Raw genomic sequence first — 22578 nt, 5'->3', positions numbered from 1 at the left:
CTCAGCGGTTCATGTTCCCAATGTCGCATTTGAGACGCTCAGTGACTCAAATGCGACATTGGGAACATGAACCGGGAATCCCGCCGGGAGACGCCGCTTTCCGGCCCCTGCATCTCGTCAAGCCGTTTCGCGCTCTTCCTGCTCCGAGCACTCTTCCCGGTTCTCGGGGCGACGGTCCAGCACGTGGCCGAGCGGGCGCAACAGCACGTTGACTCCGACGATCACCGCGGTCCCGGCGAGCGCGACGACGTAAAGTCCCGCTCCCGCAAGGGATCCGACGGCCGCCGAGCACCACAGCGTGGCGGCGGTGTTGAGCCCGCGCACGTTCAGCCCGTCCCTGAGGATCACGCCGGCGCCGAGGAACCCGATTCCGGAGACGATCTGGGCGGCCACCCGCGTGGGGTCGGCGTCACCACTGGTGTTCAGCCCGCCGAAACCGTGGGCGGACAACAGGACGAAAAGGGTGGCACCGACGGCGACGAGCGCGTTGGTGCGGAGTCCGGCCATCCGGGCGCGGTACTGGCGCTCGATGCCGATGACGGCGCCCAGCCCGACGCCGGTGCCGACCCTGAGCAGCATTTCGAAGGTGTTCATGATTCCGGCTCTTTTCTGGCGTGCGTACACAAGGCCAGACAGGAAAAGGCGACCGGAAAAGGTCAGCGCACCGCGCACACGGGTGAACGGCGACCGCTTCCGGTCGTTCCAGAACTGTCTTCCGGCATGTGCCGCTCACCTCGCTTTCGTACTCGAACGGTGTTGATCAACCTTCGGGACTGTACCACCGGACCGCCGTCCGGCCACCCTCACGTGCAAGGGCTCACACACGCCTCGGGAGCAGAAGGCGTCGGTCAAGGTGGTCGTGAGTGGCGATTCGGGCTAGAGCGGACCGGTATTTGCTTACCTGGGCGAAGGTGAAGTGTCCGAGATGACACGGTCGAACGTGGAGCGGGGAAGATTTGAGACGGTCAACGTCCCAAATCCTCCCCACTCACCCACATCAGCATCCAGAACAAGCTCACCAAGATGACATGAGGATCCAGTGGGTAGGCAAATACGGGTCCACCAGAACCCGAATCGCCACTCCGCGACACCTGGACCGACACGGTCCGATACTCGCGGCGGGCCAGGTGAGTGGACAGGATTTCCGTTAGGACAGCGCGTCGCGGATCGTTTCGCGCAGCCAGCGCTGGGCCGGATCGGCGTCGAGCCGGGCGTGCCACAGCAGGCTCACCTCGATCTCCGGGAGGTCCGCGGGAATCGGGAACCAGCGGATCCCGAGCGACCGGCCGTACTGTTCGGCGAGCCGCTGGGGCGCGAGTCCGATGTAGTCACTCGACGCGACGAGGAACGCGGCGACGGCGGACGTCGGAACGGTCGCCGCGACCCGGCGATGGAGACCGGCGGCTTCGAGCACGTCGTCGAGCGGTCCCCTGACCCGGCCGCGCCGGGAAGCGGAAACGTGGGGGTGGCGGCAAAGCTGCGCCAGCGTCGGGTGGCGGACCCGGCCGAGCGGACCGTCGGCGCGGACGATCCCGACCACTCGCTCGTGGTACAGCAGCATCGAGCGGATGTCGGGGGACGCGATGTCGCCGGCGCCGATGTCCAGATCGACCGAACCGTCTCGCAGCGCCTCGGCGCTCTCGGCACCTTCCCCGACGAAGCGCAGGACCACACCCGGCGCGACGGCGGCGGTCGCCTCCACGGCCGCCGTCGCCAGTGTCGCGGCCACGCCGTCGTTGATGCGGATGGTGAAAGTGCGCTCGAGAGTGCCGATCGCGAGCTCTCGATCGGCACTGATCAGGGCCGACGCCTCGTCGAGCAGTGACCGCACGCGCGGCGCGGTCCGGAGCGCGAACGGGGTCGGCACCATCCCGCGGCCGGCACGGACCAGGATCGGATCCCCCATCGCCCGCCGCAACCGGCCCAGCGCCCGGCTCGCCGCCGGGATCGACAGGTGCAGGCGCTCGGCCGCCGCCGTCACACTCCCGTCCTGCATCAGCGCGTCGAACACCCGGAGCAGGTTCAAGTCCAGCTGGTCGGCCATAGTTGCATCGTACGCAACTAGTCGTTGCCAATGTTGCGTGGCACGAAGTACCCGCTGGTCCATACCGTCATGGACATGCCACTCCGACTCACCATCCGCGACGAATCCCAGGCTGCCGCGAGCCGCCCGGTATCGGGGCGCGGCCTGCTGACCGTCATGTGCGCCTCCGTCGTGCTCGTCGTCGGAATGGTCGCCTCGATCAACCTCGCGGTCCCGATGCTGGCCGCGAGCGACCTGCGGCCGTCCGCGTCGGCGCTGATCTGGATCGTCGACACCTACGTCGTTTTCTTCGCCTGTCTCGTGATTCCCGGCGGCGCCGCGGGCGATCGCTTCGGCCGCAAGGGGGTCCTGCTCGCCGGCCTGGTGCTGTTCGCCTTCGGCGCGCTGCTGTCGGCGGTCGCGCCGAACGTGCCCGTGCTGCTGGCGGGCCGGGCGATCACGGGGATCGGGGCCGCCGCGGTGCTGCCCAACACCCTCGCCGTCCTGCTGCACGCCGTACCCGCCGAGCGCAAGGGCGTGACCATCGCGACCTGGGCTTCGATGACCGGGATCGGCGGTGTCGTCGGCAACGTCGGCGGCGGCGCGGTGCTGTCCGGCGGGTCGTGGCGCTGGCTGTTCGCGGCCGCGGTCCCACTCGCCTTGGTGCTCGCTGCGGCCGTCGCCCGGATCGCGCCGGTGTCACAGCGTCACGACCGCCCCCTCAGTCTTCTAGGCGCCGCCCTGCTCGTCGGTGCGACTGTCGCGCTGCTGCTGGGCATCGTCGAAGGACCCGAAGCGGGCTGGAGCAGCCCGATCGTCCTGACCGGGTTCGCCGGCGCGGTCGTGCTGTTCGCCCTGTGGACGTTCGTGGAACTGAAGGCCGAGCATCCACTGCTCGATCCCCGGTTGTTCCGTGTCCCCGCGCTGCGCAGCGCCTGCCTGGGCATGACGGCGATCTTCTTCGGGATGTTCGCGCTGTTCTACGTCAACGCGTCCTTTCTGCAGTACGGCAAGGGATTCAGCGTGCTGATGACCGGGCTGGGGATCATCCCGATGACCGTTCCGGTGATCGTCGGCGCGCGGCACGTGGGGCGGCTGGTCCAGCGCATCGGCGTCGACGCCACCATCGCCGTCGCGTTCGCCTTCAGCGGCTGCGGCCTCATCGGACTGTCCACAAGCGACGCTTCGACGCCGTATCTCGTCTACGCGGCCTGGCTCGTGGTGACCGGTATCGGGGTCACGCTGGCCCTTCCGACGCTGTCCGCCGCCATCTCCGGTTCGCTGCCCCCGGCACAAGCCGGTGTCGGCGCCGGGCTGCAGGCCACCACCCGCGAGTTCGGCAGCGCCCTCGGCGTCGCGGTCATCGGCACCGTCCTCACCGGACGGTTCGTCGACGCGCTGCCGCCGGACATCCGCGCGAACCACGATCCGCACACCGTGGCGCAGGCCCTCGCCGTCACGACGCCCGGCCGCGCCCCCGAAGTGATCTCCGCGTTCGTCGCCGGCACGAGCACTGCCTTGCGGGTGATCGGCGTCAGCGTGCTCGTCCTCGGGGCGCTCGTCGTCCTGCAATCACGACTTTCCCGCACCCGCGGGAATCAGTAGAAGGAGCAGTTCCATGCATGTTTTCGTCACCGGAGCCACCGGCTGGATCGGCTCGGCCATCGTGGACGAGTTGCTCGACGCCGGTCACGAGGTCACCGGTCTCGCCCGCTCGGACGCTTCCGCCGCCACCCTGGAGCGGAAGGGCGCCCGCGTACGCCGCGGTGACCTCGACGATCTCGACGGCATCCGTGCCGGCGCCGACGAGGCCGACGGCGTCATCCACCTGGCGAACAAGCACGACTGGGGCAACCTGGCCATGTCCAACCGGACCGAGCGGGCCGCCGTCGAGACCATCGCCGGCGCGCTGACCGGAACCGGACAGCCCTTCGTGCTCGCCTCTGCCCTCTCGGGTCTGGCCAAGGGCCGCCCTGCCACCGAAGCCGACCCCTCCCCCGCCTTCGGACCCGATTCCATGCGCGGCGGAAGTGAAAACCTCGCCCTCGAATACGCCGAGAAGGGCATGCGGGTCATCAGCGCCCGTTTCGCGCCCTCGGTGCACGGCGTGGGCGACCACGGTTTCGTCTCCTCCCTCGTCGCGGCCGCCCGCAAGCACGGCGTCTCGGCCTACATCGGCGAAGGCACCGCGTCCTGGGCGGCCGTGCACCGCACCGACGCGGCCCGGCTCGTCCGGCTGGGGCTCGAAGGCGCGCCCACCGGCTCGCTGCTCCACGTCGTCGCCGAAGAAGCCATCACGACCCGCGAAATCGCCGAAGCCGTCGGACGGACGCTCGGCGTCCCGGTGACGTCTGTCGCACCGGAAGACGCCGGTGAGCACTTCGGCTTCGTCGGCAGGTTCTTCGCACTGGACATGTCCGCGTCGAGCACGCGCACCCGCGAACTCCTCGACTGGGCCCCGTTCGGACCGAGCCTCGTCGAGGACATCGAAGCCGGCGCTTACGCCTGACCGAAAGGAAACACCATGTCAGAAACCACCGAAGTGACCGCCTTCATGCTGGTGAAGACCACACCCGAATGGCTCGGCCTCACCGTCGAGCAGCGTGTGGAGGCCTTCACGACCGAAATCCTCCCGGCGATCGAGAACAAGGTGAAGGGAGTCCGGTCCCGGTTCTTCGACACCGAGTTCTACTCCGCGCGAGTGACCGACGTCTGGGTGTGGGAGGCGCGCGATCACCACTCGTACCAGCTTCTCATCGAGGTGCTGCGCGAGACGCCGTTCTGGGACCGGTACTTCGAGGTCGTCGACCTTCTGGTCGGGGTCGAGAACGCGTACGCCACGAACTACGGGCTGAACGCCTACGCGAGCATCGACGCGTGAGCTAGCGAGGAGCGGCTCGGCCACCGCGCACGGACCTCTTCCCGCGTCCGGAGACGAACGCCGTGAAGGCCACCTTCAGGACGGTGATAGTCCCGAAGGTGGCCTTCACGATTACGTGCCCGAGGTTCAGGCGGTGGTTTCGAACGGCTGCACGTTCGGCTGGAACACCTGACCGTTGGCCGGAACCTTCAGATCGATCAGGTAGTCGGCCGTCACCTTGTCCACGCCGAGCGAGTCACCCAGGATGCAGTGCCCGAAGGCGTCGACCGACAGCAGCCGGGCGTTGCCCAACTGGTTGGCCATCCGCTTCGAGAACAGGTACTGGGTGGCCGGGTCGTAGTAGTTGCCGACGACCAGCACCGGGGTGTCGGTCTTGGCCTGCCACGGGCCGCGGTAGACGTCCGGCTTCTTCGCGGGCCACACCGGGCAGCCGGCGACGTCGGAGAAGGCCTGGTAGCGACCGAAAGTGGGCGATTCCTTTTCCCACTTCGCGGCGATCTCGGGGACCTTGTCCTGCTTGATCGTGATCTTCTTGTCCGAGCAGTTCACGGCGAAGTACGAGTCGTCACCGACGTACGGGCTGTCCGGATCCGCGTCCGCACGGCCGTTCGCGCCCGACCGCAGCACCTTCAGCTCGACGGCCTGAGCCGTCTGCGTCTGCGCCGACGGCGGGTGGACGACGTTGTACAGCGCCTGCAGGTCGTCGGCCAGCGGCGGGAACGACGTCGGCGAGTACAGCACCCCGGACACCGTGCTGGTGAACGCGTTGATGTCGTAGCTGCTCCCGTCCGGCAGCTTGATCGGCTGCTGGCGCAGGTAGGTGCGGATCTCGTCGAACTTCTCCCGCGGCGTGCCCGAGCTGAACGAGCACTTCGGCCCGACCTGGCCGCACTTGCGCAGGAAGGCGTCCAAGGCGATCTCGAACCCGCGAGCGCGCTCACGGTCGTACTGCACGCCGTCGCTGGTGCGCAGCGCCGGGTCGACGTTGCCGTCGATGACGATCGCGCGGCTCTGCTTCGGGAACATCGACGTGTACGTCGACCCGATCAGGGTCCCGTACGAGAAGCCGACGAAGGTCAGCTTCTGGTCGCCGACACCCGCCCGCATCTTGTCGAGGTCACGCACCACGTCCTTGGTGGACATGTGGTTCAGGAGCGCACCCGCGTTGTTCTTGCAGAGCTGCCCGTAGTCGCGGTACGACGCCAGCGTGCCGGAGATCTCCTGCCGCGACAGCGGGACGGGGATCTGCGCGGCGAAGACGTCGTTCGCGTCCTCCTGCGTGGTGAAGCATTTGAGCGGGTTGCTGGCCCCGACCCCGCGCGGGTCGAAACCGATCAGGTCGAACCGGTCCAGCACCTGCGGCTGGAAGTAGTTCGCCGCACCGATCGGCATCCGGAACCCGGAGCCCCCGGGGCCGCCCGGGTTGAGGAACAGCGAGCCGACCTTCTTGTCGGGCGTCTTCGCCGCCCGCTTCAGCATCGCGATGTCGATGGTGCCGAGCGCCGCGTTGTCGTGGTCGATCGGCACGCGATACCGCGCGCAGCTGTAGAACTTGGCCTGGTCGGCGGGAACGCCGCGGATCTGGTCCGCCGTGCAGGCGCCCCAGTTCACCGCCGCCGTGGCCCCGACCTGGGCGGCGGCTGTCCCGCCGTCCTGGGCCGCGACCGCGGTACCGGACGAAAGCCCGGTCAGCGCGGCACCGGCCACGAGTGCCCCCACCAGTGCGAGCCCGCGCACCGGCCTCCTTGTGGAACTCGGCAAAACGACTCCTCCCTCGGCTGACGACGTGACAGGACACGTCGCTCGGCGCGCCGTAGCCATCACGGCGCGTAACACCAAGCGAGCCTCGCACAAGCCGGTTACCCAGTCACCGGCCGAAAGGATGGCATGAACCTATCGAGTGGTGGTCTTTAATTCGAAAATCGGTAACACACGGCGAGCGGCTTTCTCCTCCATGGAGTAGCCCGGCCAGAAGTCCAGGAGGAGCTTCCACATCGCGTCGTACTCGTCGCCGAGGACCTCCCTGGCCCGGACCGGGATCTCCTTGCCGGCCAGCGCGACGACCGCGTCGGGATGCGAGCGCAGGTTGTGTGTCCACGCGGGATCGTTCGGCCTCCCCCAATTGGAGCCGACGAGCACGAAATCCCCCTCGTGCGGGAAGTACAGCAGGTTGGTGCTGCGGGGCAGCCCGCTCTTGCGGCCGGTCGTGGTCAGCCGCAGGGAAGGGAGCCCGGCCAGCGCGACCAGGCTCACCTTCCCCTTGAACAGCCGGTGGAGCCTTTTGTCCACCCAGATGATCCCGCCCGCGAGCCCCATCAGCCACGGTTTCGTGCCGAGCGCGCGAGCGAGGAGCGTAAGAGGGTTAGCCACGGACAGATCTTGCCAGGCTCACCCCGAACCGCGATTCGGAGTCCGTCCACCATTTCTCCACCGAGAAACCGGCTTCGGCCAGTTCCTCTGCGATGCCCTCCCGCCGGAACTTCGCGGAGATCTCGGTGCGCACGTATTCGCCCTCGGCGAACTTCACCTGCAGATCGGCGCCCGGGATGTCGACCGTCAGCGGCTCACGGGCACGCAGCCGCATTTCGATCCATTCGTTCTCTTCGTCCCAATACGAAACGTGGTCGAAGGCGGCCGGGTCGAAGTTCGCGCCGAGACCGTTGTTGATCACGTGGAGCATGTTGCGGTTGAACTCGGCCGTGACCCCGGCCGCGTCGTCATAGGCACGCTCCAGCGTTTCCCGGTCCTTCACCAGATCCGTCCCGAGCAGGAGCCACTCCCCCTCGTCGAGCACTTCGCGGACCGAACGCAGGAACGTCGCCCGGTCCTCGGGGAGGAAGTTGCCGATCGTGCCGCCGAGGAAGACCACCAGGCGGGGACGGTCACCGGGCAGCAGGTCCAAATGCTGGGTGAAGTCACCGACGACGCCACGGACTTCAAGGGACGGGTAGTCGGCCGTGATGGCTTCGGCGGCTTCGGCGAGCGCGGTTTCGGAGACGTCGAGTGGCACGAACTCCTTCAACGTGCCGTGGCTCGTGAGCGCGTCGAGCAGGAGCCGGGTCTTCTCGCTCGATCCGGAACCGAGCTCGACGAGGGTGTGCGCGCCGGAGCTTTCCGCGATCTCGCCGCCGCGTCCGCCGAGCACCTCCCGTTCGCTGCGGGTCGGGTAGTACTCGGGAAGGGCGGTGATCTTCTCGAACAGTTCGCTGCCGCGCGCGTCGTAGAACCATTTGGGCGACAACCATTTCTGGTCCGCCGCCAGGCCGGCGCGGACGTCCGCGCGCAGCTGCTCGGTGATGTCCGACTCGCTGTGGTGTACGTCGAGATCCACTTCGGTCATCGTGCCTCAGGGCTCCGATCGGCTTCGAGGGGGAGGATTCGCACGCCTTCGCCGGTGACCCGGACGGCGTGGTGGTCGGGAACGGGGATCCAGCCGGGGTCGCCGTCGCACGGTTCCGACGCGACGAGCACACCTCCGCCGGTGTCCCGATAGGACAGGGAATGCGTCCACGCGGTACCGATGAGGGTCCGGCCGTCGGTCAGCAGGAGGTTGAGCCTCGAACCCGGCCCCGCCTCCTCGACCGCACTGGTCAGCCACGTGACGGCGGCCAGCGGGTCTTCGCCCGCTTCGAGCCGCTCACGCAGCAACGCCCACAGCAGTACCGAATCCGTGGTCGCCTCCAGCGTCAGCAGGCGGGTGATCGGCAGTTTGGCGGCGAGCTCGGCCATCGAAGCCGGCCAGCCCTTCACCATTCCGTTGTGGCTGAAGAGATAGCCGCCGCCGGTGAACGGCGCGTTCGCCGCCTCGACCACCGGCATCCCGGTCGTGCCGTTGCGGACCGCCGCCATGAAGGCGTGCGACCGCACCGACCCGGCCAGGGCGGGCAGGTCCCCGTCCGTCCACAAGGGAGCGGACCGGCGCAGCCGCAGCGGATCGGGACCTTCGGCGTACCAGCCGAGGCCGTACCCGTCCGCGTTGACCGAGCCGCCGCCCCGCATGTCGGCCGGGGCGTAGGACTGCACGAGCAGGGAATGCGGGGCATGGAAGAGCATCTCGGCGGGCGAACGCGGCTCGCCGAGATACGCGAGGTGACGGCACATGCCGGTCAGGCCACCTCGCCCGGCCGCGCGTCCCGGGCACAGCGGAACCCGGAGAAGATCTGTCGCCGGATCGGGTGATCCCAGTTGCGGAACGTGCCGCGGATGGCCGCCGCGTCCGTGCCGAACGAACCACCGCGCAGGATCCGGTAGTCCCCGCCGAAGAACACCTCCGAGTACTCCTTGTACGGGAACGCCGCGAAGCCCGGGTACGCCTCGAACCCGCTGCTGGTCCACTCCCAGACGTCGCCGATCAGCTGGTGCACGCCCAACGGCGACGCACCCGCCGGATAAGCGCCGACCTCCGCGGGCCGCAGGTGCCGCTGCCCGAGATTGGCGTGTTCGGGGGCGGGTTCCTCGTCGCCCCAAGGGAACCGGCGCGAACGCCCGGTCGCGGGGTCGAACCGGGCGGCCTTCTCCCATTCCCGCTCGGTCGGCAGGCGCCGCCCGGCCCATGCCGCGTACGCCTCGGCCTCGTAGAAGGAAACGTGGACGACGGGCTCCGCGGCGGGCACCTTCTCGTAGACGCCGAACCGCGTCCGCCACCAGCCGTCCTGCTCCCGCTTCCAGAAGCGCGGCGCGTCGATGCCGTGCTCACTGCGGTACGCCCAGCCTCGCTCGCTCCACCACTTCGGATCCCGGTAACCGCCGGAGTCGAGGAACTCCCCATAGGCTCCGCAGGTGACCGGGGTGGTGTCGATGAAGAACGCCTCGACCTCGACCTCGTGCGCCGGGCGCTCGTTGTCCAGCGCCCACGGCTCGGCGGAAGTGCCCATGGTGAAGGCGCCGCCGGGAACGAACACCTCCGCGGGCAGCCGTCCGGACCGTGACGGCGGAGGGGACGGCGCGTGCAGCACCGGATCACCCTTGCGGAGCTGGTGGGTGGCCAGCATCGTCTCGTCGTGCTGCTGCTCGTGCTGGGTGATCATGCCGAAGGCGAAGGCGTCCTCGGTGAGCCGCCTGCCCTGCAGCGGAACGTTTTCCAGGATGTCGAAGGACTTCTCCCGGACTTCGCGGACGTACTTGCGCGTCTCCTCCGGGCCCAGCAGCGGCAGCTCCGGACGGGACGCGCGGGCGTGCTGGAACGCGTCGTAGATGTCGTCGATGTCCGGGCGTAGGGCCTCGCGTCCGCCGACGTCGCGAACCAGCCAGAGTTCCTCCTGGCTGCCGATGTGCGCCAGGTCCCAGACCAGCGGCGACATCAGTTTCGAATGCTGACGGACCAGTTCTTCGTCGTCGATGTCGGTCAGCGCGACACTGCGCTCGCGGGCCCTGGTGAGCGCCTCGGCCGCGTGAGCTCGCAGGTCTTGCGGGCTCAGCGCGCGAAGCGGGTTGGTCTCGGTGCTTTCCACGCTCATGACTGGTGGCTCCTCGAACCGTGCACGAGGGACTGCACACCCTCGCTGATCTCGCTGATGGTCTCCGGCGGCAGACCGGTCATGCCGAGTTCGGCACAGCCGAGGTCCACCACCTCGCTCGCGACGGCGGCGATCGCCCGGTCGGCGAGGCCGAATCGGGCCGCGCGCTCCCACCTGCCCACGACCGGTTCGCACAGCCCGAGCACCTTGTCCACTGTGGACGGGCGCGCGAGCAGCGCGGTCAGCAGGGCCACCGGATGCAGCCACCTGGCGGCGGGCTGCGCGTCCAGATAGCGGATCTCCAGGTACCCCTGTGGCCGGACCGGGGTGAACATGGTCGTCAGGTGGTAGGCCAGGTCGTCTTCCGTCGGCCTGCCCAGGCCCGTTTCGCGCCCCTCGATCCAGTCCGCGAAGGTCAGCGCCGGCGGCGCGTCCCAGGAACCGTCCTGCCGGGGCAGGACCATCAAGGGGGTGTCCAGGATCCGCCGGGCCCAATCGCCAGCGGGGTCCCGCTCGGACTCGGCCGAACGGGTGCGGGCCCTTTCCGTGTTCATGACGGCCAGCCAGCGCGCGGACGCGTGACCCGTGTCGCGTCCGGCGTGGATCCGGGAGTTGGCGAAGGTGGCCAGCAAGGGCGGGCCGAGCGCGTGGACGGCGGCCCAGCGGAGGGGCAGGTCGTCCACCTTGCCCGCGTCCACACAGATCTGCAGGCCGGCGGTGTTGCACATCATCGTCGCGCCCCCATCGCCCATCGGGGCGAAGCGGCGTTCCATCGCGGCGTAGCGGGGCGTGCCCAGTTTGCGGACAGGGGCACGATGCCCGTCTATCCCGGTGTCACCCAGGTACAGGCCTTGGGCGGAGAGAAGGCTTTCGAGGTGGGCCAGATCGGCCGAGACGACGGCGTCCAGGTGGCGCAGCGTGGTCTGTGGTTGAGCGGAGATCTCCACCTGGCATCCGGGCTCGAGGCTCAGCGGTGAACCTGCCGGAAGCGGGAGGGCGGGGCTGTCGGGGCGCAATGTCCGCGGGGTGTGCGGGCCGAGCGCGGTGGCGAGATCGTCGGGGTCGAGAGGCCGGGCGGGCTCGTCGGCGTAGTGCACGGTGAATTCCAGCTCTACGCCGAGAAGTCTCGGTGGCCCGTGCTTGAAGCACACGGAAGCCACATACGCCTCACCTTCGGCGCGGTCCGACAGGACCTTCGCCGTCGCGTTCGACGCGCTCCCGGACTTCTCGGGGAAATCATGAACAGTTGTCATCTTCCCGCCGTCCAGTCGGTAGTCCGATCAATGAGAAACCTTGACTTCGGACGCTACACGCGGGGTCCGACAAATTCAGGTGCGTTCCTACCGGGCTGGATCTGCGGACCACCTTTTAGGACGGGACGAATCAGGGCAAAGCGGGCTCGGTACCCAGTCCCAGCGCAGCTGCCGCGTTGCGCACGGCCTCGATCACCAGCTGCAGGGCGGGCCGCCGCGACGACGTCGTCCGGTAAGCGATCGAAACCGTTCGGAGCAACGGTGTGGTCAACGCGACGACGTCGATCCCCGGTGGACGGAGGCCGAGCCCGAGGTCGGACACGAGGGTCACCCCCAGCCCCGCGCGGACCATCGCCATCGCCGTCGACTGCTCTTCGACCTCGTGGTTGATCTTGGGGTCGAACCCGTTCCGGTGACACGCCGTGCGCACCGCGCGGCCGAAGTGGCTCTTCGGGCTGGCGAGGATCCACGGATGCTCGGCCAGTTCGAGCAACGACGCGCTTCCGGCGGGCACGGCGCCGGCGGGCACCGCGGCGTGCAGCCGTTCGACCGCGATCACCGCACGCTCCAGGCCCGCGTCCCACGGCATCGGCGCGTCGGAGTAGTCGATCACGAACGACAGGTCCAGCTCGCCGTCACGCACGGCGTCGGCGGTGTCCTCGGGCGCGAGTTCCCGCGTCCGGACCTGGATCCCCGGATGCTCTCCCGCGAGCACGGCCAGCGCGTTCGGCAACAGCCCCGAAGCGACGGAGGCCCAGACACCGGCCATGAGCCGGACCGAGACCGTCTCCTGCGCCTCCTCCAGCGCCAGTGTCGCCCGTTCGACCGACCCCAGGATCTCCTCGGCGTGCTCGGTCAGCAGCAACCCCAGTTCGGTCAGCTGCACCCGTCTGCCGAATCGTTCGAACAACTTCGCGCCCACGTCCCGCTCCAGCTGAGCCAGCTGCTGTGACACCGCCGAAGCGGTGTAGTGCAGCGAAGCGGCGGCCGCCGTGACTGTGCCGCGCCTGCTCAGCTCGCGGAGCATCCGCAGGCGGTGCAACGAAAGCTCCATGTCTCCAACGTAATCGGGCGCGGTCGCGGATGCCGGATGGCGCGTTACACCAGTTTCTCTGCACGTCATCGTTCAGATTCGGTAAATAGACGCCCGTGCCCGGTGGGGCGCACCCTCGGAAGTGGCGCAGCACGACCCGAATCCCGAAGGAGGTGGCCGCATGGCCGCGAGGAACGCCGAACCGCTGATGAGGCTCATCTGGACCGACCCCGTCACCGGTGCCACCGGCTACCTCGTAGTGCACAGCCTGGTCTCCGGTATCGCGACCGGCGGGACCAGGATGCGCGCGGGCTGCACGATGTCCGAGGTCGAGGACCTGGCGAGGGGGATGGCGAACAAGACCGCGACCTTCGGCCTGCCGGTCGGCGGGGCCAAGGGCGGTATCGACTTCGATCCGAAGGACGAGCGGGCTTTCGGTGTGCTGGAACGGTTCTGCTCGTTCCTGCGGCCGTGGATCGACAACCACTGGGTGACCGCCGAGGACCTCGGCGTGCCGCAGCATCTGATCGACGAGGTGTTCGCGAAGCTGGGGCTCGAGCAGTCGTACCACGCCGCGATCCGCCGTTCGGCCGATCCGTCGCAGACCCTTCGCCGCGTGCAGGCCGGTTTGACCACCCCGGTCCCCGGCGGGCTCCTGCTCGGCGACGTCATCGGCGGCTACGGCGTCGCACAGGCCTGTCTCGGTGTCGCCGACGCGTGGGAGTGGCAGGCCGGCAAGACCACGGTCGCCGTGCAGGGCATCGGCACCATGGGCGGCGGCGCGGCCTGGTACCTGCACGAAGCGGGCATGCGGGTCGTCGCGGTCGCCGACGCGGCCGGGACGCTGTACCGGCCCGAAGGCCTCGACATCCCGGCGCTGCTGGACCTGCGTGACGCGTACGGCGAGATCGACCGGAGCAGGCTCCCAGCGGACGTCCAACTGCTCCCCCGCGACGAGATCGTGGCGACGGAGGCCGACATCTTCGTCCCGGCGGCCATCTCCTACGCGCTGCGCGCCGCGAACCAGGGCTCCGTCAAAGCGAAGGTCGTCATCGAGGCGGCCAACGCGGCGACCACGCCCGACGCCGAAGCGGGCCTGGAGGCCCGTGGCATCCCGGTGATCCCGGACTTCGTCGCCAACGCCGGTGCCGCCGCGTGGGCCTGGTGGCTCCTGCTCGGCCAGGTCGGCGCCGACCCCGCCGACTCCTTCCTGCGGCTCCGGACCGAGATGCGGGCGAAGGTGGCACTGCTGCTGAGTTCGTGGAACCTGGACCGGATCGCTCCGCGCACCACCGGCCTGCGACTCGCCGAAACCACCCGTTCGGACGCCGCCACCGCACCCGAAACCGCCCCCGTTCTCGTCATTCCCTGACTGTGCGCGTGAAGGCCCCTTCCCTCGGCCGACCTGAGGGAAGGGGCCTTCATGCGGACTCAGGAAGCGAAACGGTCGGTGGCGCCGATGAGGACCTCACGCATCGGCTCGTCCTGCGTGCTGTGGCCGACCTCGTCGATGACGACCAGTTCACTGCCCGGCCAGGCGTGCGCGAGCTCCCACGGGGTACCGATGAGGTTGCCCAGGTCGAGGCTTCCTTCGGCGAGCACGGCGGGGATGTGGGCCAGCTTCTCGGCCTCCCGCAGGACCACGCCTTCGTCCAAAAAGGACCCTTGGCTCCAGTAGTGCGTGACCAGCCTGGCGAAGGCGAGCCGGAACTTCGGCGTCTCGAAACTCTTGTACGGCGGCGAAGTCGGGATGATCGCGTCCTCCCAGGCACACCATGCGGCCGCCGCCTTCTCGTGCACCGCAGGGTCCGGGTCCATCAGCAACTCGAGGTACGCCGCCGCCAGGTCGCCGTCTCGGTCCGTCTCGGGAACACCGTCACGGAACGTGGCCCACGCCTCGGGGAAGACGCCACCGAGGCCGCGCGTGAGCAGGTCGGTCTCGCTCCGGCGCCCGGTGGCCAGGCCCATCAGGACCATCTCCGAGACCTGGTCCGGATACCGCTCGGCGTAGACCAGCGCGAGCACGGAACCCCAGGACCCACCGAAGATCAGCCACTTCTCGATCCCGAGGTGCTCACGCAGTTTCTCCATGTCGGCGAGCAGGTGGCCGGTGGTGTTGGCGGAAAGATCCGCCTCGGGCTCGCCCGCGTGCGGCGTGCTCCGGCCGCAACCCCGCTGGTCGAACAGCACGACGCGGTACTTGGCCGGGTCGAAGTAGCGGCGCAGGCCCGCGCTGCAGCCGGTTCCCGGACCGCCGTGCAGCGTGACGGCCGGTTTGCCGTCGGGGTTCCCGCAGACCTCCCAGTACACGAGGTGCCCGTCGCCGACGTCGAGCATCCCGTGGTCGTACGGTTCGATCTCCGGATACAGCCGTGTCATGTCCTCGTCCTCCCAGACCCGCCAGAAATACAACAGCGCTGTCACAATAGCCCGGAACGAAGACTCGATGCGCGCGGTTTCTTGGCCCGAGTACGTGAAGGCCCCCTTCCCTGCGCTAGACGCAATGAAGGGGGCCTTCACGTACCAGTCGGTCGCTAGCCGCCCAGAGTGCTGGAAACGTGCCGAAGCGCGTCCGCCAGCTCCGGAGGTCCGGCGGGTCCGATGTGGACCACCGCGTCGTTGCCTTGCCCGGTCGTGTAGCTGAGGTACCGGCCCCAGTCGGTGTCGGCGAAGTGGAGCGGATCTTCCACAGCCACATGCCTGCCGACTTCGTCCCGCTTGCCGACGTAGAGCTCGCCGCTCCCCTCGACCGGCCGCTGCACGAGGCTGACGATGTCCGCGATCACCGGCGGCAGTGAATGCGTGTCCGGGCCACGCCGCGCCGCCTCTTCGAGCTCGTACGCCCGGACCGTGCGAAGCCTGCCACCGCCCGCGGGAACGGGCGGCAACTGTTCGATCAGCGTTTCGGGCAGCCGTCGCCGGTCGATCTCCTGCAGCCCGACCCAGTCGCCGGACGCCACCGCCAGCACCGCCTGCATGCCCAGCGACGCGGCGAGGACGCCGTAGGTCTGGCCGCCGGCGTTCACCCAGCCGTAGTACTCGATGGCCGGTTTCGTGAGCACCGGAAGCCAGTCCAGGAAGTCGACCGACGCGCGGCCGCTCGAGTCCAGCAGCCCGGCTTGCGCCAAGGCGGCTTCCACTCGCTTGTCCGCCTCCGCGCGGGCCGTCCTGGACAGCCAGCGCGGTTCGGGACGCAGCGTGATGTGCAGGTCGCCGACGCGTTCGCGTTCGGCGAGCACCGCCAAGGCTTCGACCGGGACGTCCACCCGGCCTGTTCTGACGGTCATCCGCTACTCGCCGATGACCGGCGGGCTGGTCCGCTGGTCGGTGCCGAAGATCGCGTCGGGGTCGGCCTCGATCAGGTAGTCGGGACGCTGGTGCTCGTCGTCCTCGTCGCCTTCGGCACGCCTGCCGCCCGCGCCCATCGGTCCCATCTGACCGCCGCCGCGGCCCGCTCCTCCACGGCCACCCGCCAGGTCGGCGCCACCCATACCGCCGCCGAGGCCGCCCATACCGGAGCCCCTGCCCGAGCCGAGGCCACCGGAACCGGGTCCACCCGGCCCACCGGGACCGCCCGCGCGGCCACCGGTGCCCCCTTCGCCGCCGAGAAGCCTGCCCGCGGCCGTGTTGGGCCCGGGAAGGTTGCGTCCGCCGCCGGTTCCGGGCTGATTGGGCCCACCGCCACCGGGGCCGTAGTTCTGGTTGAGGCCGTTGGTCAGGCCGAGGGCGTCTTCCGGGTCGCCGGTGCCGCGCCCGGGATTCCGGCCCGGGATCTCCGTGGTCCCGCCGCCGGGCTTGCCCTTGCCGCCACCGGACGGAAGCGTCGTGTCGCCAGGACCGGGCTTCCGGGTCGGCGTCGTGATCTCCGGACCTGGCCGGTCCTTCGATCCTCCGGGACGGTCCTCGCCGGTGCCCGGTTTGTTCTGGTTCTGATTCTGGTTCTGGTCGTTGCCGCCGGTGTGATTCCGGTCGGTGCCGTTGCTGTCCGTGCCGCTGGTGTCGGTGCCGTCGTTCTCGTCACCACCGCCGCGCTTCGTGGGGCGCTTCGGCGGGAGGTAGGGCGGCGGATCGATCGGGCCGGGCCCATCGCCGACCTTCACACTCACGTTCGCACCGTCGTTCTTCAGCACGCCGTAGTCGGTCGGCAGGCTCGCGCTCGTGCTGCTGGTGACCGAGTCGTACTGGTCCATCACCCGGACGTTGTTCTGGTTCGCCGCCTCGTGCTTCGCGACGCCCTCTTGGTAGTTCTTGATGTCGTTGTTGACCATGAACGGCCCGGCGATCGGGATCGCGCCCTTGAGGCCGGTGGTCCAGGGGTTGGGCTTGTCCGGCTTCGGCGGAACGGGGACGACCGTCTGCCCGGAGTCGTCGAAGCTGTCGGCCTGCGTCATGACCGAGGCCTTGGTGGTGAACAGCGGGTCCGCCGTCTCCTTGAAGGCCTGCTCGAGAGGACCGGCACCGGCGTTGGCCGCGTCGGCGGCCGACCCGGTCCAGGACGAGCTCATCCGCGACTGCAGCGATTTGATCGCCATGCCGCGATCGACATAGGCGTCCGAAAGGTCCGAGATGCGATCGGCCGCGCTGCGTAGGTTGCGCGTGTCGCCCTGGGTGAAGTTCTCGTAGATCTGTTTGCCGTCCACCCTCATGCCCCCTTGAGTGTCTTGATCACGGCCGACGCGAGTTTCTGCGCGGTCCCACAGGATTCCTGCTCATTGCCGTAGCCGCCCGCGAGGGTGTTGATCGTCAGATCGTCGGCGACGCCGACCGCGAGGTCGCAGTTGCCACCCGCTCGCCGGTCCTGGATTCCGTAGTAGACGGTCGGATAGCCGTCGACGTCCGGGCCCGGCTCCAGAAACCTCAACTGCCCGGCTTTCTTGGCCTTGTGCAGGCCGGCCAGGCCGCCCATGCCCTTCTCGCGGTTACCGCTGCCGAGAATGATCTGCAGCGTGTCCGCCTTGCCCCTGATGGACCAGCCGCAACCAGGGTTGCTGGTTTCGGACCTCGGTTTACCCGGCTCGGTGAAGCCCAGCTCCGCGGCCGAGGCCGCAGGAAGCAGCTTGCAGGCGTCACCGACGTACGCCGAAGCGTCCAAAGGAATCGCCACCTTCGGGACGTTCGGGTCCTCCGGCGCGGCCGACGAAGCAGACGACGGCGAGGTTCCCGGGGTCGGCGTCGCTGTACCGGGGGTCTCCCCCGTACAGCCGGCGACCGCGACGGAAACGAACACGAGCGCCGCCATGGCAGCGCGATTCCTCAACACGTTCGGCATCCTCAGGTCGTGCGCAGGGTGTTGGCCGCGTCGGTGGCCATGGTCTTCGAACGGGCGACTTCGAGCTTCGCGATGTAGCCCTCGATGTAGACCTTCATCGAGTCGTTCTGCTTCTGCAGGGCGAGCAAGGAGTCGACACCGGAATTGACATAGCTGGAGCTGGCGTCGTCCTGACCTGGCGGCATCAGCTCGGCGAGAATGTCCGCGATCTTCATACCGTCCTCGGAGACCTTCTTCAGCTCGTCTTCCCACAGCCCGATGACGGTCTTCAGCTCCTCGGGGCTCATCTCGAACCCGCCGCCTCCGCCGCCCCCACCGCCGTAAACGGTCGGTTCCTTCGGCGTGGTCAGGTCACCCCAGACGGCCTTGATCGCGCTCGCGGCGTCGCCGATGATGTTCACGCCCGCACCTTCCCCTCAGCACTCACTCACCGTGATGGACAAAGAGTAGCCAAGTGGCCGACGGCGTGTCAGCCGATCCGGCCGAGTGTTCGGACGTGTTTCGCGGCCGCAAGGTTCCCGGACGGATCAATCATCCCGCGAACTGGTCACAGTACGTACGTACGGATTGCATTAACCGGGTCCCCGGTGACAGGATTCCAGGATGCCACGGGTCAGCCAGGATCACCTCGACGCACGCCGGCGCCAGATCCTCGACGGCTCCCGCGTGTGCTTCGCGCGCTACGGCTACGAGGGTGCCACTGTACGGCGGCTCGAGGAGGCCACCGGCCTTTCCCGGGGCGCGATCTTCCACCACTTCCGCGACAAAGAGTCCCTCTTCCTGGCCTTGGCCGAGGACGACGCGGTCCGCATGGCCGACGTCGTCGCCGAGCAGGGCCTCGTCCAGGTCATGCGCGACCTGCTGTCGAACCGCAGCGAGCACCCCGCCGACTGGCTCGGCACGCGGCTGGAGGTCTCCCGTCGGCTGCGTACCGATCCCGAGTTCCGGGCCCGCTGGGCCGAGCGGTCCCAGCAGCTGACCGCCGCGACCCGCCGCCGCCTGCTGCGCCAGCGCGACGCCGGGATCCTGCGCGACGATGTCGACGTCGACGTCCTGACCGCCTACCTCGAACTCGTCCTCGAAGGGCTCGTCTCGCACCTCGCGATGGGCCAGCCGGGCGACGATCTCGGCCCCGTCCTCGACCTGGTCGAGGAGAGCGTGCGGCGGCACCGCGCCCGCGCGGCCGGGGGAACGCGTTAAGATTGTCCTATCGCCGCAGTACAGCGGCGGTGTCTGTTGATCCCGATTGAGGAGTGACTCTTTTCGTGCGCGACGCGCAGTCACCTGGTGACAGTATCGAGCCGGGTGGCACACCCGGCTGTTCCAAGGACCTTCCTGCCGACCCCGTCCCCGCCGGCAGGAAATGATGGAAATCCTGTTCGCCGTTCTCGGCATTCTCCTGTTCCTCCTGCTGACCGTCGGCACCGGCCTCGCCGTCGCCGCCGAGTTCTCCCTCACCGCGCTCGAGCGCAGCACGGTCGACGCGAACGTCCGCCAGGTCGGCGACAAGCGCGCACACACCGTGCAGAAGGCGCACCGCACACTCTCGTTCCAGCTCTCCGGCGCGCAGGTGGCGATCACCATCACCACCCTGATCACCGGTTACCTCGCGGAACCGGTGATCGGTGACCTGCTGCACCCGCTGTTCACCGCCATCGGGTTCTCCGAGGGCGTCGCGAACGGCGTGTCGCTGGCGGTCGCGCTGATCCTGGCGACGTCGCTGTCGATGATCCTCGGCGAGATGATGCCGAAGAACCTCGCGATCGCGCGGCCGCTGCAGACCGCGCGCGCCGTCGCGGGGTACCACTCGCGGTTCTCGTCGCTCTTCCGCTGGCTCATCACCCTGATGAACAACAGCGCCAACTTCCTGGTCCGCAAATTCGGTGTCGAACCGCAGGAAGAACTGCGTTCGGCCCGGTCGCCGCAGGAACTCGGCTCGATCGTGCGTTCCAGCGCCGAAAGCGGCACGCTCGACACGTCGACGGCCGAACTGCTGGACAAGTCGCTCCGCTTCGGCGAGCGGACGGCCGACGAGCTGATGACGCCGCGCGTCCAGTTCGAATCGCTGACCGTGGACGACACGATCTCCGACCTCATCGAGATCTCGCGCCGCACCGGCTTTTCGCGTTTCCCGGTCTACACCGAGGACCTCGACGACGTGCAGGGCGCGGTGCACATCAAGCAGGCATTCACCGTCCCGGCCGCGCAACGCGCCACGGTACGGATCGGCTCGGTCATGCGGCCGATCCCGACCGTGCCCGAATCACTGCCGGGCGACTCACTGCTCAACCGGCTGCGCGATTCCCGGTTCCAGCTCGCGATCGTCGTCGACGAGTACGGCGGCACCGCGGGACTGGTGACGCTGGAGGACGTCGTCGAGGAGATCATCGGTGACGTCCGCGACGAGCACGACGACCGGGAAGCGCCCTCCTCCCAGCAGGTCGGCGCCGACAACTGGCTCGTTTCCGGGCAGCTTCGCGCCGACGAAGTCACCGACGAGACCGGCTTCCGGATGCCCGACGGCGACTACGAGACCATCGCCGGGCTGATCCTCGAGCGGCTCGGGCGGATCCCCTCCCCCGGCGACGCCACCGACCTCGACGCCTGGCGGCTCACGGTGACCAAAATGGACCGTCTCCGCATCGCCGAGGTCGAAGTCCGCCGGGTCAGCGAGACCGCCACTTCCGCCGAGCAGGAGCCCGCCCGATGAGCGACTGGTTCAACATCTTCCTCGTCGTGGTCCTGTTGCTGGCCAACGCGTTCTTCGTCGGCGCCGAGTTCGCGCTGATCTCGTCGCGGCGCGACAGGCTGGAAGCCTTGCTGGAGCAAGGAAAGACCCGCGCCAAGATCGTGATCAACGCGAGCAAGAACGTCTCGCTGATGCTCGCGGGCGCGCAGCTCGGCATCACGATCTGTTCGCTGCTGCTGGGACGGCTGGGCGAGCCAGCCATCGCGCATCAGCTGGCCGGCTTCTTCGAGCTGCTCGGGATCCCCGAGGTCCTGCTGCACCCGATCTCGTTCGCGATCGCGCTGGCGTTCATCACCATCCTGCACGTCCTCATCGGCGAGATGGTGCCGAAGAACCTCGCGATCGCCGAGCCGGAGCGGCTGGCCCTGTGGCTGGTCCCGGTGCACGTGGCCTGGGTGAAGATCGCCAACCCGTTCATCTGGCTGCTGAACTTCGTGGCGAACTCCCTGCTGCGGTTGTTCAAGGTGGAGCCGAAGGACGAGCTCGAGACCGCCTACACCTCCGACGAGCTCGCCGAACTGCTCAGCGAGTCGCGGCGCGAGGGGCTGCTTGAGCACTCCGAGCACCAGCGGCTCAGCAAAACGCTGTCGTCGGTGGAGAAGACGGTGGCCGACGTCCTGGTCCCGACGGCGCAGCTCACCACACTGCCCTGCTCGCCCACGCTGGGCGACGTCGAGCGCGCGGTGTCCTCGACCGGGTTCTCGCGCTTCCCGGTGTGCACCGACGACGGGACGCTGACCGGCTACATCCACGTCAAGGACATCCTCGACCTCGTGGGCGAGGACCCGACGACCGTGGTCCCGTCGGACAAGACGCGTGCGCTGACCGAACTGCACGCCGATGCCCGGTTGGACGAAGCGTTGTCGGCGATGCGCAAGGAAGGCAGTCACCTGGCGCGGGCGCTGAGCCCGGCGGGAGCGGCCGTCGGCGTCGTCGCGCTGGAGGACCTCGTCGAGGAATACGTGGGAACTGTCCGCGACGGTACCCACGTCATGTCATGACCGGCCTGATCGTCCTTCCCGAGTCCGTCTGGCGGGCTCGGGAGGACGACCACGTCACCCGGATGCGGCGCTGGACGACGCCGCACCAGCGCCGCCGCTCGCGGGGCGAGAAGCATCCGGTGCTCGACTTCCTCTTCAGCTACTACTCGCACCGTCCCGGACACGTCGAACGCTGGCAGCCGGGGCCGGGCTTCGCGCTCGAAGGCCGGTCCGCGCACCGGTTCCTGGAGCGGAAGGGCTACGTCGAGACGCCGGACGGTGTCGTGCTCGATCCGGCGGGTTTCACCGAGGGCCGGGCCAAGACCGCCGAATTCGTCCTCGGCCTGCTTTCCGCGACCGCGTCCCGTGCGCCGAGGCTCAGTTGTTTCGGGCTTCATGAATGGGCAATGGTTTACCGGGAATCGGCGAATGAGGTTCGTCACTCACAACTTCCGCTCCGGCTCGGTTCGGCCGGAACGGACGGCGTCGTCGAGTCGCTGGAGATCCGGTGCGGACATTTCGACGCGTTCCGGTTCTTCACCGAGCCCGCCCGGCCGCGCAACACGCTGCGGCCGGAGCGGGAGAACCAGATCGAGTTCGAGCAGCCGGGCTGCCTCCACGCCAACATGGACCTCTTCAAGTGGGCCTACAAACTCGACCCGTTCGTCCCCGCCGAGCTGGTCGGGGACTGCTTCGAGCTGGCGGCGGACATCCGGGAGCTGGACATGCGGGCGAGCCCCTACGACCTCGCGGCGTTCGGGTACTCACCGGTGCCGATCGAGAGCCCGGAAGGCCGGGCCGAGTACGCTCGCGCCCAGGCCGGTTTCGCCCGCCGGGCCGCGCCGCTGCGTGAGCACCTGATAGCGCATTGCCAACGACTGCTCACCGAGCTAAAGAAGGCGCCCGCGACACGCGGAAAACAACTGTGAGTCGT

22 protein-coding genes are annotated in these 22578 nt (G+C 68.6%); 8 read left to right on the top strand and 14 right to left on the bottom strand.

Features of this window, described 5'->3' with window-relative positions; all coding sequences use genetic code 11:
* Window positions 1-117: 117 nt before the first annotated feature.
* Together BKN51_RS11485 and BKN51_RS11480 are read right to left on the bottom strand one after the other, a co-directional pair.
* Window positions 118-594: an MgtC/SapB family protein gene (locus BKN51_RS11485; RefSeq protein ID WP_101607623.1), complete on the bottom strand. Its 477-nt coding sequence runs from the start codon at window positions 592-594 to the stop codon at window positions 118-120.
* 553 nt (window positions 595-1147) lie between these two features.
* The gene (locus BKN51_RS11480; protein WP_101607622.1) at window positions 1148-2044 is read right to left on the bottom strand and encodes a LysR family transcriptional regulator; all 897 of its coding nucleotides are present in this window, start codon (window positions 2042-2044) and stop codon (window positions 1148-1150) included.
* Between the two features lie 156 nt (window positions 2045-2200).
* Between BKN51_RS11480 and BKN51_RS11475 the strand changes: the two genes are divergently transcribed.
* Genes BKN51_RS11475 through BKN51_RS11465 form a run of 3 tightly spaced genes read left to right on the top strand, consistent with a single transcriptional unit; the run spans window position 2201 to window position 4904 of the window.
* Window positions 2201-3628, top strand: coding sequence for an MFS transporter (locus BKN51_RS11475; protein WP_199193045.1), 1428 nt, complete (start codon window positions 2201-2203; stop codon window positions 3626-3628).
* A 13-nt stretch (window positions 3629-3641) separates the two neighbouring features.
* Window positions 3642-4532 (top strand): SDR family oxidoreductase, encoded by an 891-nt coding sequence (locus BKN51_RS11470; protein WP_101607621.1) that lies wholly within the window; start codon window positions 3642-3644, stop codon window positions 4530-4532.
* Window positions 4533-4547: 15 nt separating this feature from the next.
* The gene (locus tag BKN51_RS11465; RefSeq protein ID WP_101607620.1) at window positions 4548-4904 is read left to right on the top strand and encodes a darcynin family protein; all 357 of its coding nucleotides are present in this window, start codon (window positions 4548-4550) and stop codon (window positions 4902-4904) included.
* A 126-nt stretch (window positions 4905-5030) separates the two neighbouring features.
* On the opposite strand, the gene BKN51_RS11460 is transcribed toward BKN51_RS11465, so the two are convergent.
* The 7 genes from BKN51_RS11460 to BKN51_RS11430 all read right to left on the bottom strand — a co-directional run bounded on the left by BKN51_RS11460 (window position 5031) and on the right by BKN51_RS11430 (window position 12667).
* Complete coding sequence (locus BKN51_RS11460) at window positions 5031-6641, bottom strand: alpha/beta hydrolase (protein ID WP_101607619.1); 1611 nt, start codon at window positions 6639-6641, stop codon at window positions 5031-5033.
* Between the two features lie 156 nt (window positions 6642-6797).
* Entirely contained in the window at window positions 6798-7220 is a 423-nt protein-coding gene (locus tag BKN51_RS11455; RefSeq protein WP_101607618.1) for a nitroreductase family deazaflavin-dependent oxidoreductase, read from the bottom strand.
* A gap of 46 nt (window positions 7221-7266) precedes the next feature.
* A complete protein-coding gene (gene egtD, locus BKN51_RS11450; protein WP_101607617.1) occupies window positions 7267-8244 on the bottom strand; it encodes an L-histidine N(alpha)-methyltransferase in 978 nt (325 codons plus the stop codon).
* Entirely contained in the window at window positions 8241-9005 is a 765-nt protein-coding gene (gene egtC, locus BKN51_RS11445) for an ergothioneine biosynthesis protein EgtC (protein ID WP_101607616.1), read from the bottom strand. Before egtC ends, egtD begins: the two co-directional genes overlap by 4 nt.
* A 5-nt stretch (window positions 9006-9010) precedes the next feature.
* On the bottom strand, window positions 9011-10360 hold the full coding sequence (gene egtB, locus BKN51_RS11440; RefSeq protein WP_101607615.1) for an ergothioneine biosynthesis protein EgtB: 1350 nt from the start codon (window positions 10358-10360) through the stop codon (window positions 9011-9013).
* Entirely contained in the window at window positions 10357-11613 is a 1257-nt protein-coding gene (locus tag BKN51_RS11435) for a glutamate-cysteine ligase family protein (RefSeq protein WP_101607614.1), read from the bottom strand. Before BKN51_RS11435 ends, egtB begins: the two co-directional genes overlap by 4 nt.
* A 130-nt stretch (window positions 11614-11743) precedes the next feature.
* Window positions 11744-12667: a LysR family transcriptional regulator gene (locus tag BKN51_RS11430; protein WP_101607613.1), complete on the bottom strand. Its 924-nt coding sequence runs from the start codon at window positions 12665-12667 to the stop codon at window positions 11744-11746.
* A 160-nt stretch (window positions 12668-12827) separates the two neighbouring features.
* Here BKN51_RS11430 and BKN51_RS11425 point away from each other — a divergent pair, with 160 nt between their 5' ends.
* Window positions 12828-14018 carry a Glu/Leu/Phe/Val dehydrogenase dimerization domain-containing protein gene (locus BKN51_RS11425; protein ID WP_101607612.1) on the top strand — a complete coding sequence of 397 codons (1191 nt, stop codon included), beginning with the start codon at window positions 12828-12830 and terminating at the stop codon, window positions 14016-14018.
* Window positions 14019-14077: 59 nt separating this feature from the next.
* Here BKN51_RS11425 and pip read toward each other — a convergent pair whose 3' ends face one another.
* The 5 genes from pip to BKN51_RS11400 all read right to left on the bottom strand — a co-directional run bounded on the left by pip (window position 14078) and on the right by BKN51_RS11400 (window position 18316).
* Complete coding sequence (gene pip, locus BKN51_RS11420; protein WP_168214316.1) at window positions 14078-15025, bottom strand: prolyl aminopeptidase; 948 nt, start codon at window positions 15023-15025, stop codon at window positions 14078-14080.
* Window positions 15026-15180: 155 nt separating this feature from the next.
* The gene (locus BKN51_RS11415; RefSeq protein ID WP_101607610.1) at window positions 15181-15912 is read right to left on the bottom strand and encodes an ESX secretion-associated protein EspG; all 732 of its coding nucleotides are present in this window, start codon (window positions 15910-15912) and stop codon (window positions 15181-15183) included.
* Window positions 15913-15936: 24 nt separating this feature from the next.
* A complete protein-coding gene (locus BKN51_RS11410) occupies window positions 15937-17292 on the bottom strand; it encodes a hypothetical protein (RefSeq protein ID WP_101607609.1) in 1356 nt (451 codons plus the stop codon).
* Window positions 17289-17885, bottom strand: a complete 597-nt coding sequence (locus BKN51_RS11405) for a DUF3558 domain-containing protein (protein WP_101607608.1) — start codon at window positions 17883-17885, stop codon at window positions 17289-17291. The genes BKN51_RS11410 and BKN51_RS11405 overlap by 4 nt, the downstream gene beginning before the upstream one ends.
* 32 nt (window positions 17886-17917) lie before the next feature.
* Entirely contained in the window at window positions 17918-18316 is a 399-nt protein-coding gene (locus BKN51_RS11400; RefSeq protein ID WP_101607607.1) for a hypothetical protein, read from the bottom strand.
* A 202-nt stretch (window positions 18317-18518) separates the two neighbouring features.
* Between BKN51_RS11400 and BKN51_RS11395 the strand changes: the two genes are divergently transcribed.
* The 4 genes from BKN51_RS11395 to BKN51_RS11380 all read left to right on the top strand — a co-directional run bounded on the left by BKN51_RS11395 (window position 18519) and on the right by BKN51_RS11380 (window position 22573).
* Window positions 18519-19115 (top strand): TetR/AcrR family transcriptional regulator, encoded by a 597-nt coding sequence (locus BKN51_RS11395; RefSeq protein ID WP_101607606.1) that lies wholly within the window; start codon window positions 18519-18521, stop codon window positions 19113-19115.
* Window positions 19116-19278: 163 nt separating this feature from the next.
* On the top strand, window positions 19279-20625 hold the full coding sequence (locus BKN51_RS11390) for a hemolysin family protein (RefSeq protein WP_101607605.1): 1347 nt from the start codon (window positions 19279-19281) through the stop codon (window positions 20623-20625).
* Complete coding sequence (locus BKN51_RS11385; RefSeq protein ID WP_101607604.1) at window positions 20622-21665, top strand: hemolysin family protein; 1044 nt, start codon at window positions 20622-20624, stop codon at window positions 21663-21665. The genes BKN51_RS11390 and BKN51_RS11385 overlap by 4 nt, the downstream gene beginning before the upstream one ends.
* The gene (locus tag BKN51_RS11380; RefSeq protein ID WP_101607603.1) at window positions 21662-22573 is read left to right on the top strand and encodes a 3-methyladenine DNA glycosylase; all 912 of its coding nucleotides are present in this window, start codon (window positions 21662-21664) and stop codon (window positions 22571-22573) included. Before BKN51_RS11385 ends, BKN51_RS11380 begins: the two co-directional genes overlap by 4 nt.
* Window positions 22574-22578 lie beyond the last annotated feature (5 nt).

The sequence above is a fragment of the Amycolatopsis sp. BJA-103 genome (assembly GCF_002849735.1).
Classification (GTDB): domain Bacteria; phylum Actinomycetota; class Actinomycetes; order Mycobacteriales; family Pseudonocardiaceae; genus Amycolatopsis.
The sequence above is the reverse complement of the archived record's forward strand: the minus strand, read 5'-3'. Positions and strand labels throughout refer to the sequence as shown.

Excerpts from the sequence above, each read along its gene's own strand:
- BKN51_RS11390 (WP_101607605.1), top strand. The coding sequence starts at position 19,279 with ATGATGGAAATCCTGTTCGCCGTTCTCGGCATTCTCCTGTTCCTCCTG.
- BKN51_RS11465 (WP_101607620.1), top strand. The coding sequence starts at position 4,548 with ATGTCAGAAACCACCGAAGTGACCGCCTTCATGCTGGTGAAGACCACA.
- BKN51_RS11405 (WP_101607608.1), bottom strand. The coding sequence starts at position 17,885 with ATGGCGGCGCTCGTGTTCGTTTCCGTCGCGGTCGCCGGCTGTACGGGG.
- BKN51_RS11435 (WP_101607614.1), bottom strand. The coding sequence starts at position 11,613 with ATGACAACTGTTCATGATTTCCCCGAGAAGTCCGGGAGCGCGTCGAAC.
- egtC (WP_101607616.1), bottom strand. The coding sequence starts at position 9,005 with ATGTGCCGTCACCTCGCGTATCTCGGCGAGCCGCGTTCGCCCGCCGAG.
- BKN51_RS11410 (WP_101607609.1), bottom strand. The coding sequence starts at position 17,292 with ATGAGGGTGGACGGCAAACAGATCTACGAGAACTTCACCCAGGGCGAC.
- BKN51_RS11395 (WP_101607606.1), top strand. The coding sequence starts at position 18,519 with ATGCCACGGGTCAGCCAGGATCACCTCGACGCACGCCGGCGCCAGATC.
- egtD (WP_101607617.1), bottom strand. The coding sequence starts at position 8,244 with ATGACCGAAGTGGATCTCGACGTACACCACAGCGAGTCGGACATCACC.
- BKN51_RS11485 (WP_101607623.1), bottom strand. The coding sequence starts at position 594 with ATGAACACCTTCGAAATGCTGCTCAGGGTCGGCACCGGCGTCGGGCTG.
- BKN51_RS11455 (WP_101607618.1), bottom strand. The coding sequence starts at position 7,220 with ATGGGGCTCGCGGGCGGGATCATCTGGGTGGACAAAAGGCTCCACCGG.
- BKN51_RS11430 (WP_101607613.1), bottom strand. The coding sequence starts at position 12,667 with ATGGAGCTTTCGTTGCACCGCCTGCGGATGCTCCGCGAGCTGAGCAGG.
- BKN51_RS11480 (WP_101607622.1), bottom strand. The coding sequence starts at position 2,044 with ATGGCCGACCAGCTGGACTTGAACCTGCTCCGGGTGTTCGACGCGCTG.
- BKN51_RS11425 (WP_101607612.1), top strand. The coding sequence starts at position 12,828 with ATGGCCGCGAGGAACGCCGAACCGCTGATGAGGCTCATCTGGACCGAC.
- BKN51_RS11380 (WP_101607603.1), top strand. The coding sequence starts at position 21,662 with ATGACCGGCCTGATCGTCCTTCCCGAGTCCGTCTGGCGGGCTCGGGAG.
- egtB (WP_101607615.1), bottom strand. The coding sequence starts at position 10,360 with ATGAGCGTGGAAAGCACCGAGACCAACCCGCTTCGCGCGCTGAGCCCG.
- pip (WP_168214316.1), bottom strand. The coding sequence starts at position 15,025 with ATGACACGGCTGTATCCGGAGATCGAACCGTACGACCACGGGATGCTC.
- BKN51_RS11475 (WP_199193045.1), top strand. The coding sequence starts at position 2,201 with ATGTGCGCCTCCGTCGTGCTCGTCGTCGGAATGGTCGCCTCGATCAAC.
- BKN51_RS11385 (WP_101607604.1), top strand. The coding sequence starts at position 20,622 with ATGAGCGACTGGTTCAACATCTTCCTCGTCGTGGTCCTGTTGCTGGCC.
- BKN51_RS11470 (WP_101607621.1), top strand. The coding sequence starts at position 3,642 with ATGCATGTTTTCGTCACCGGAGCCACCGGCTGGATCGGCTCGGCCATC.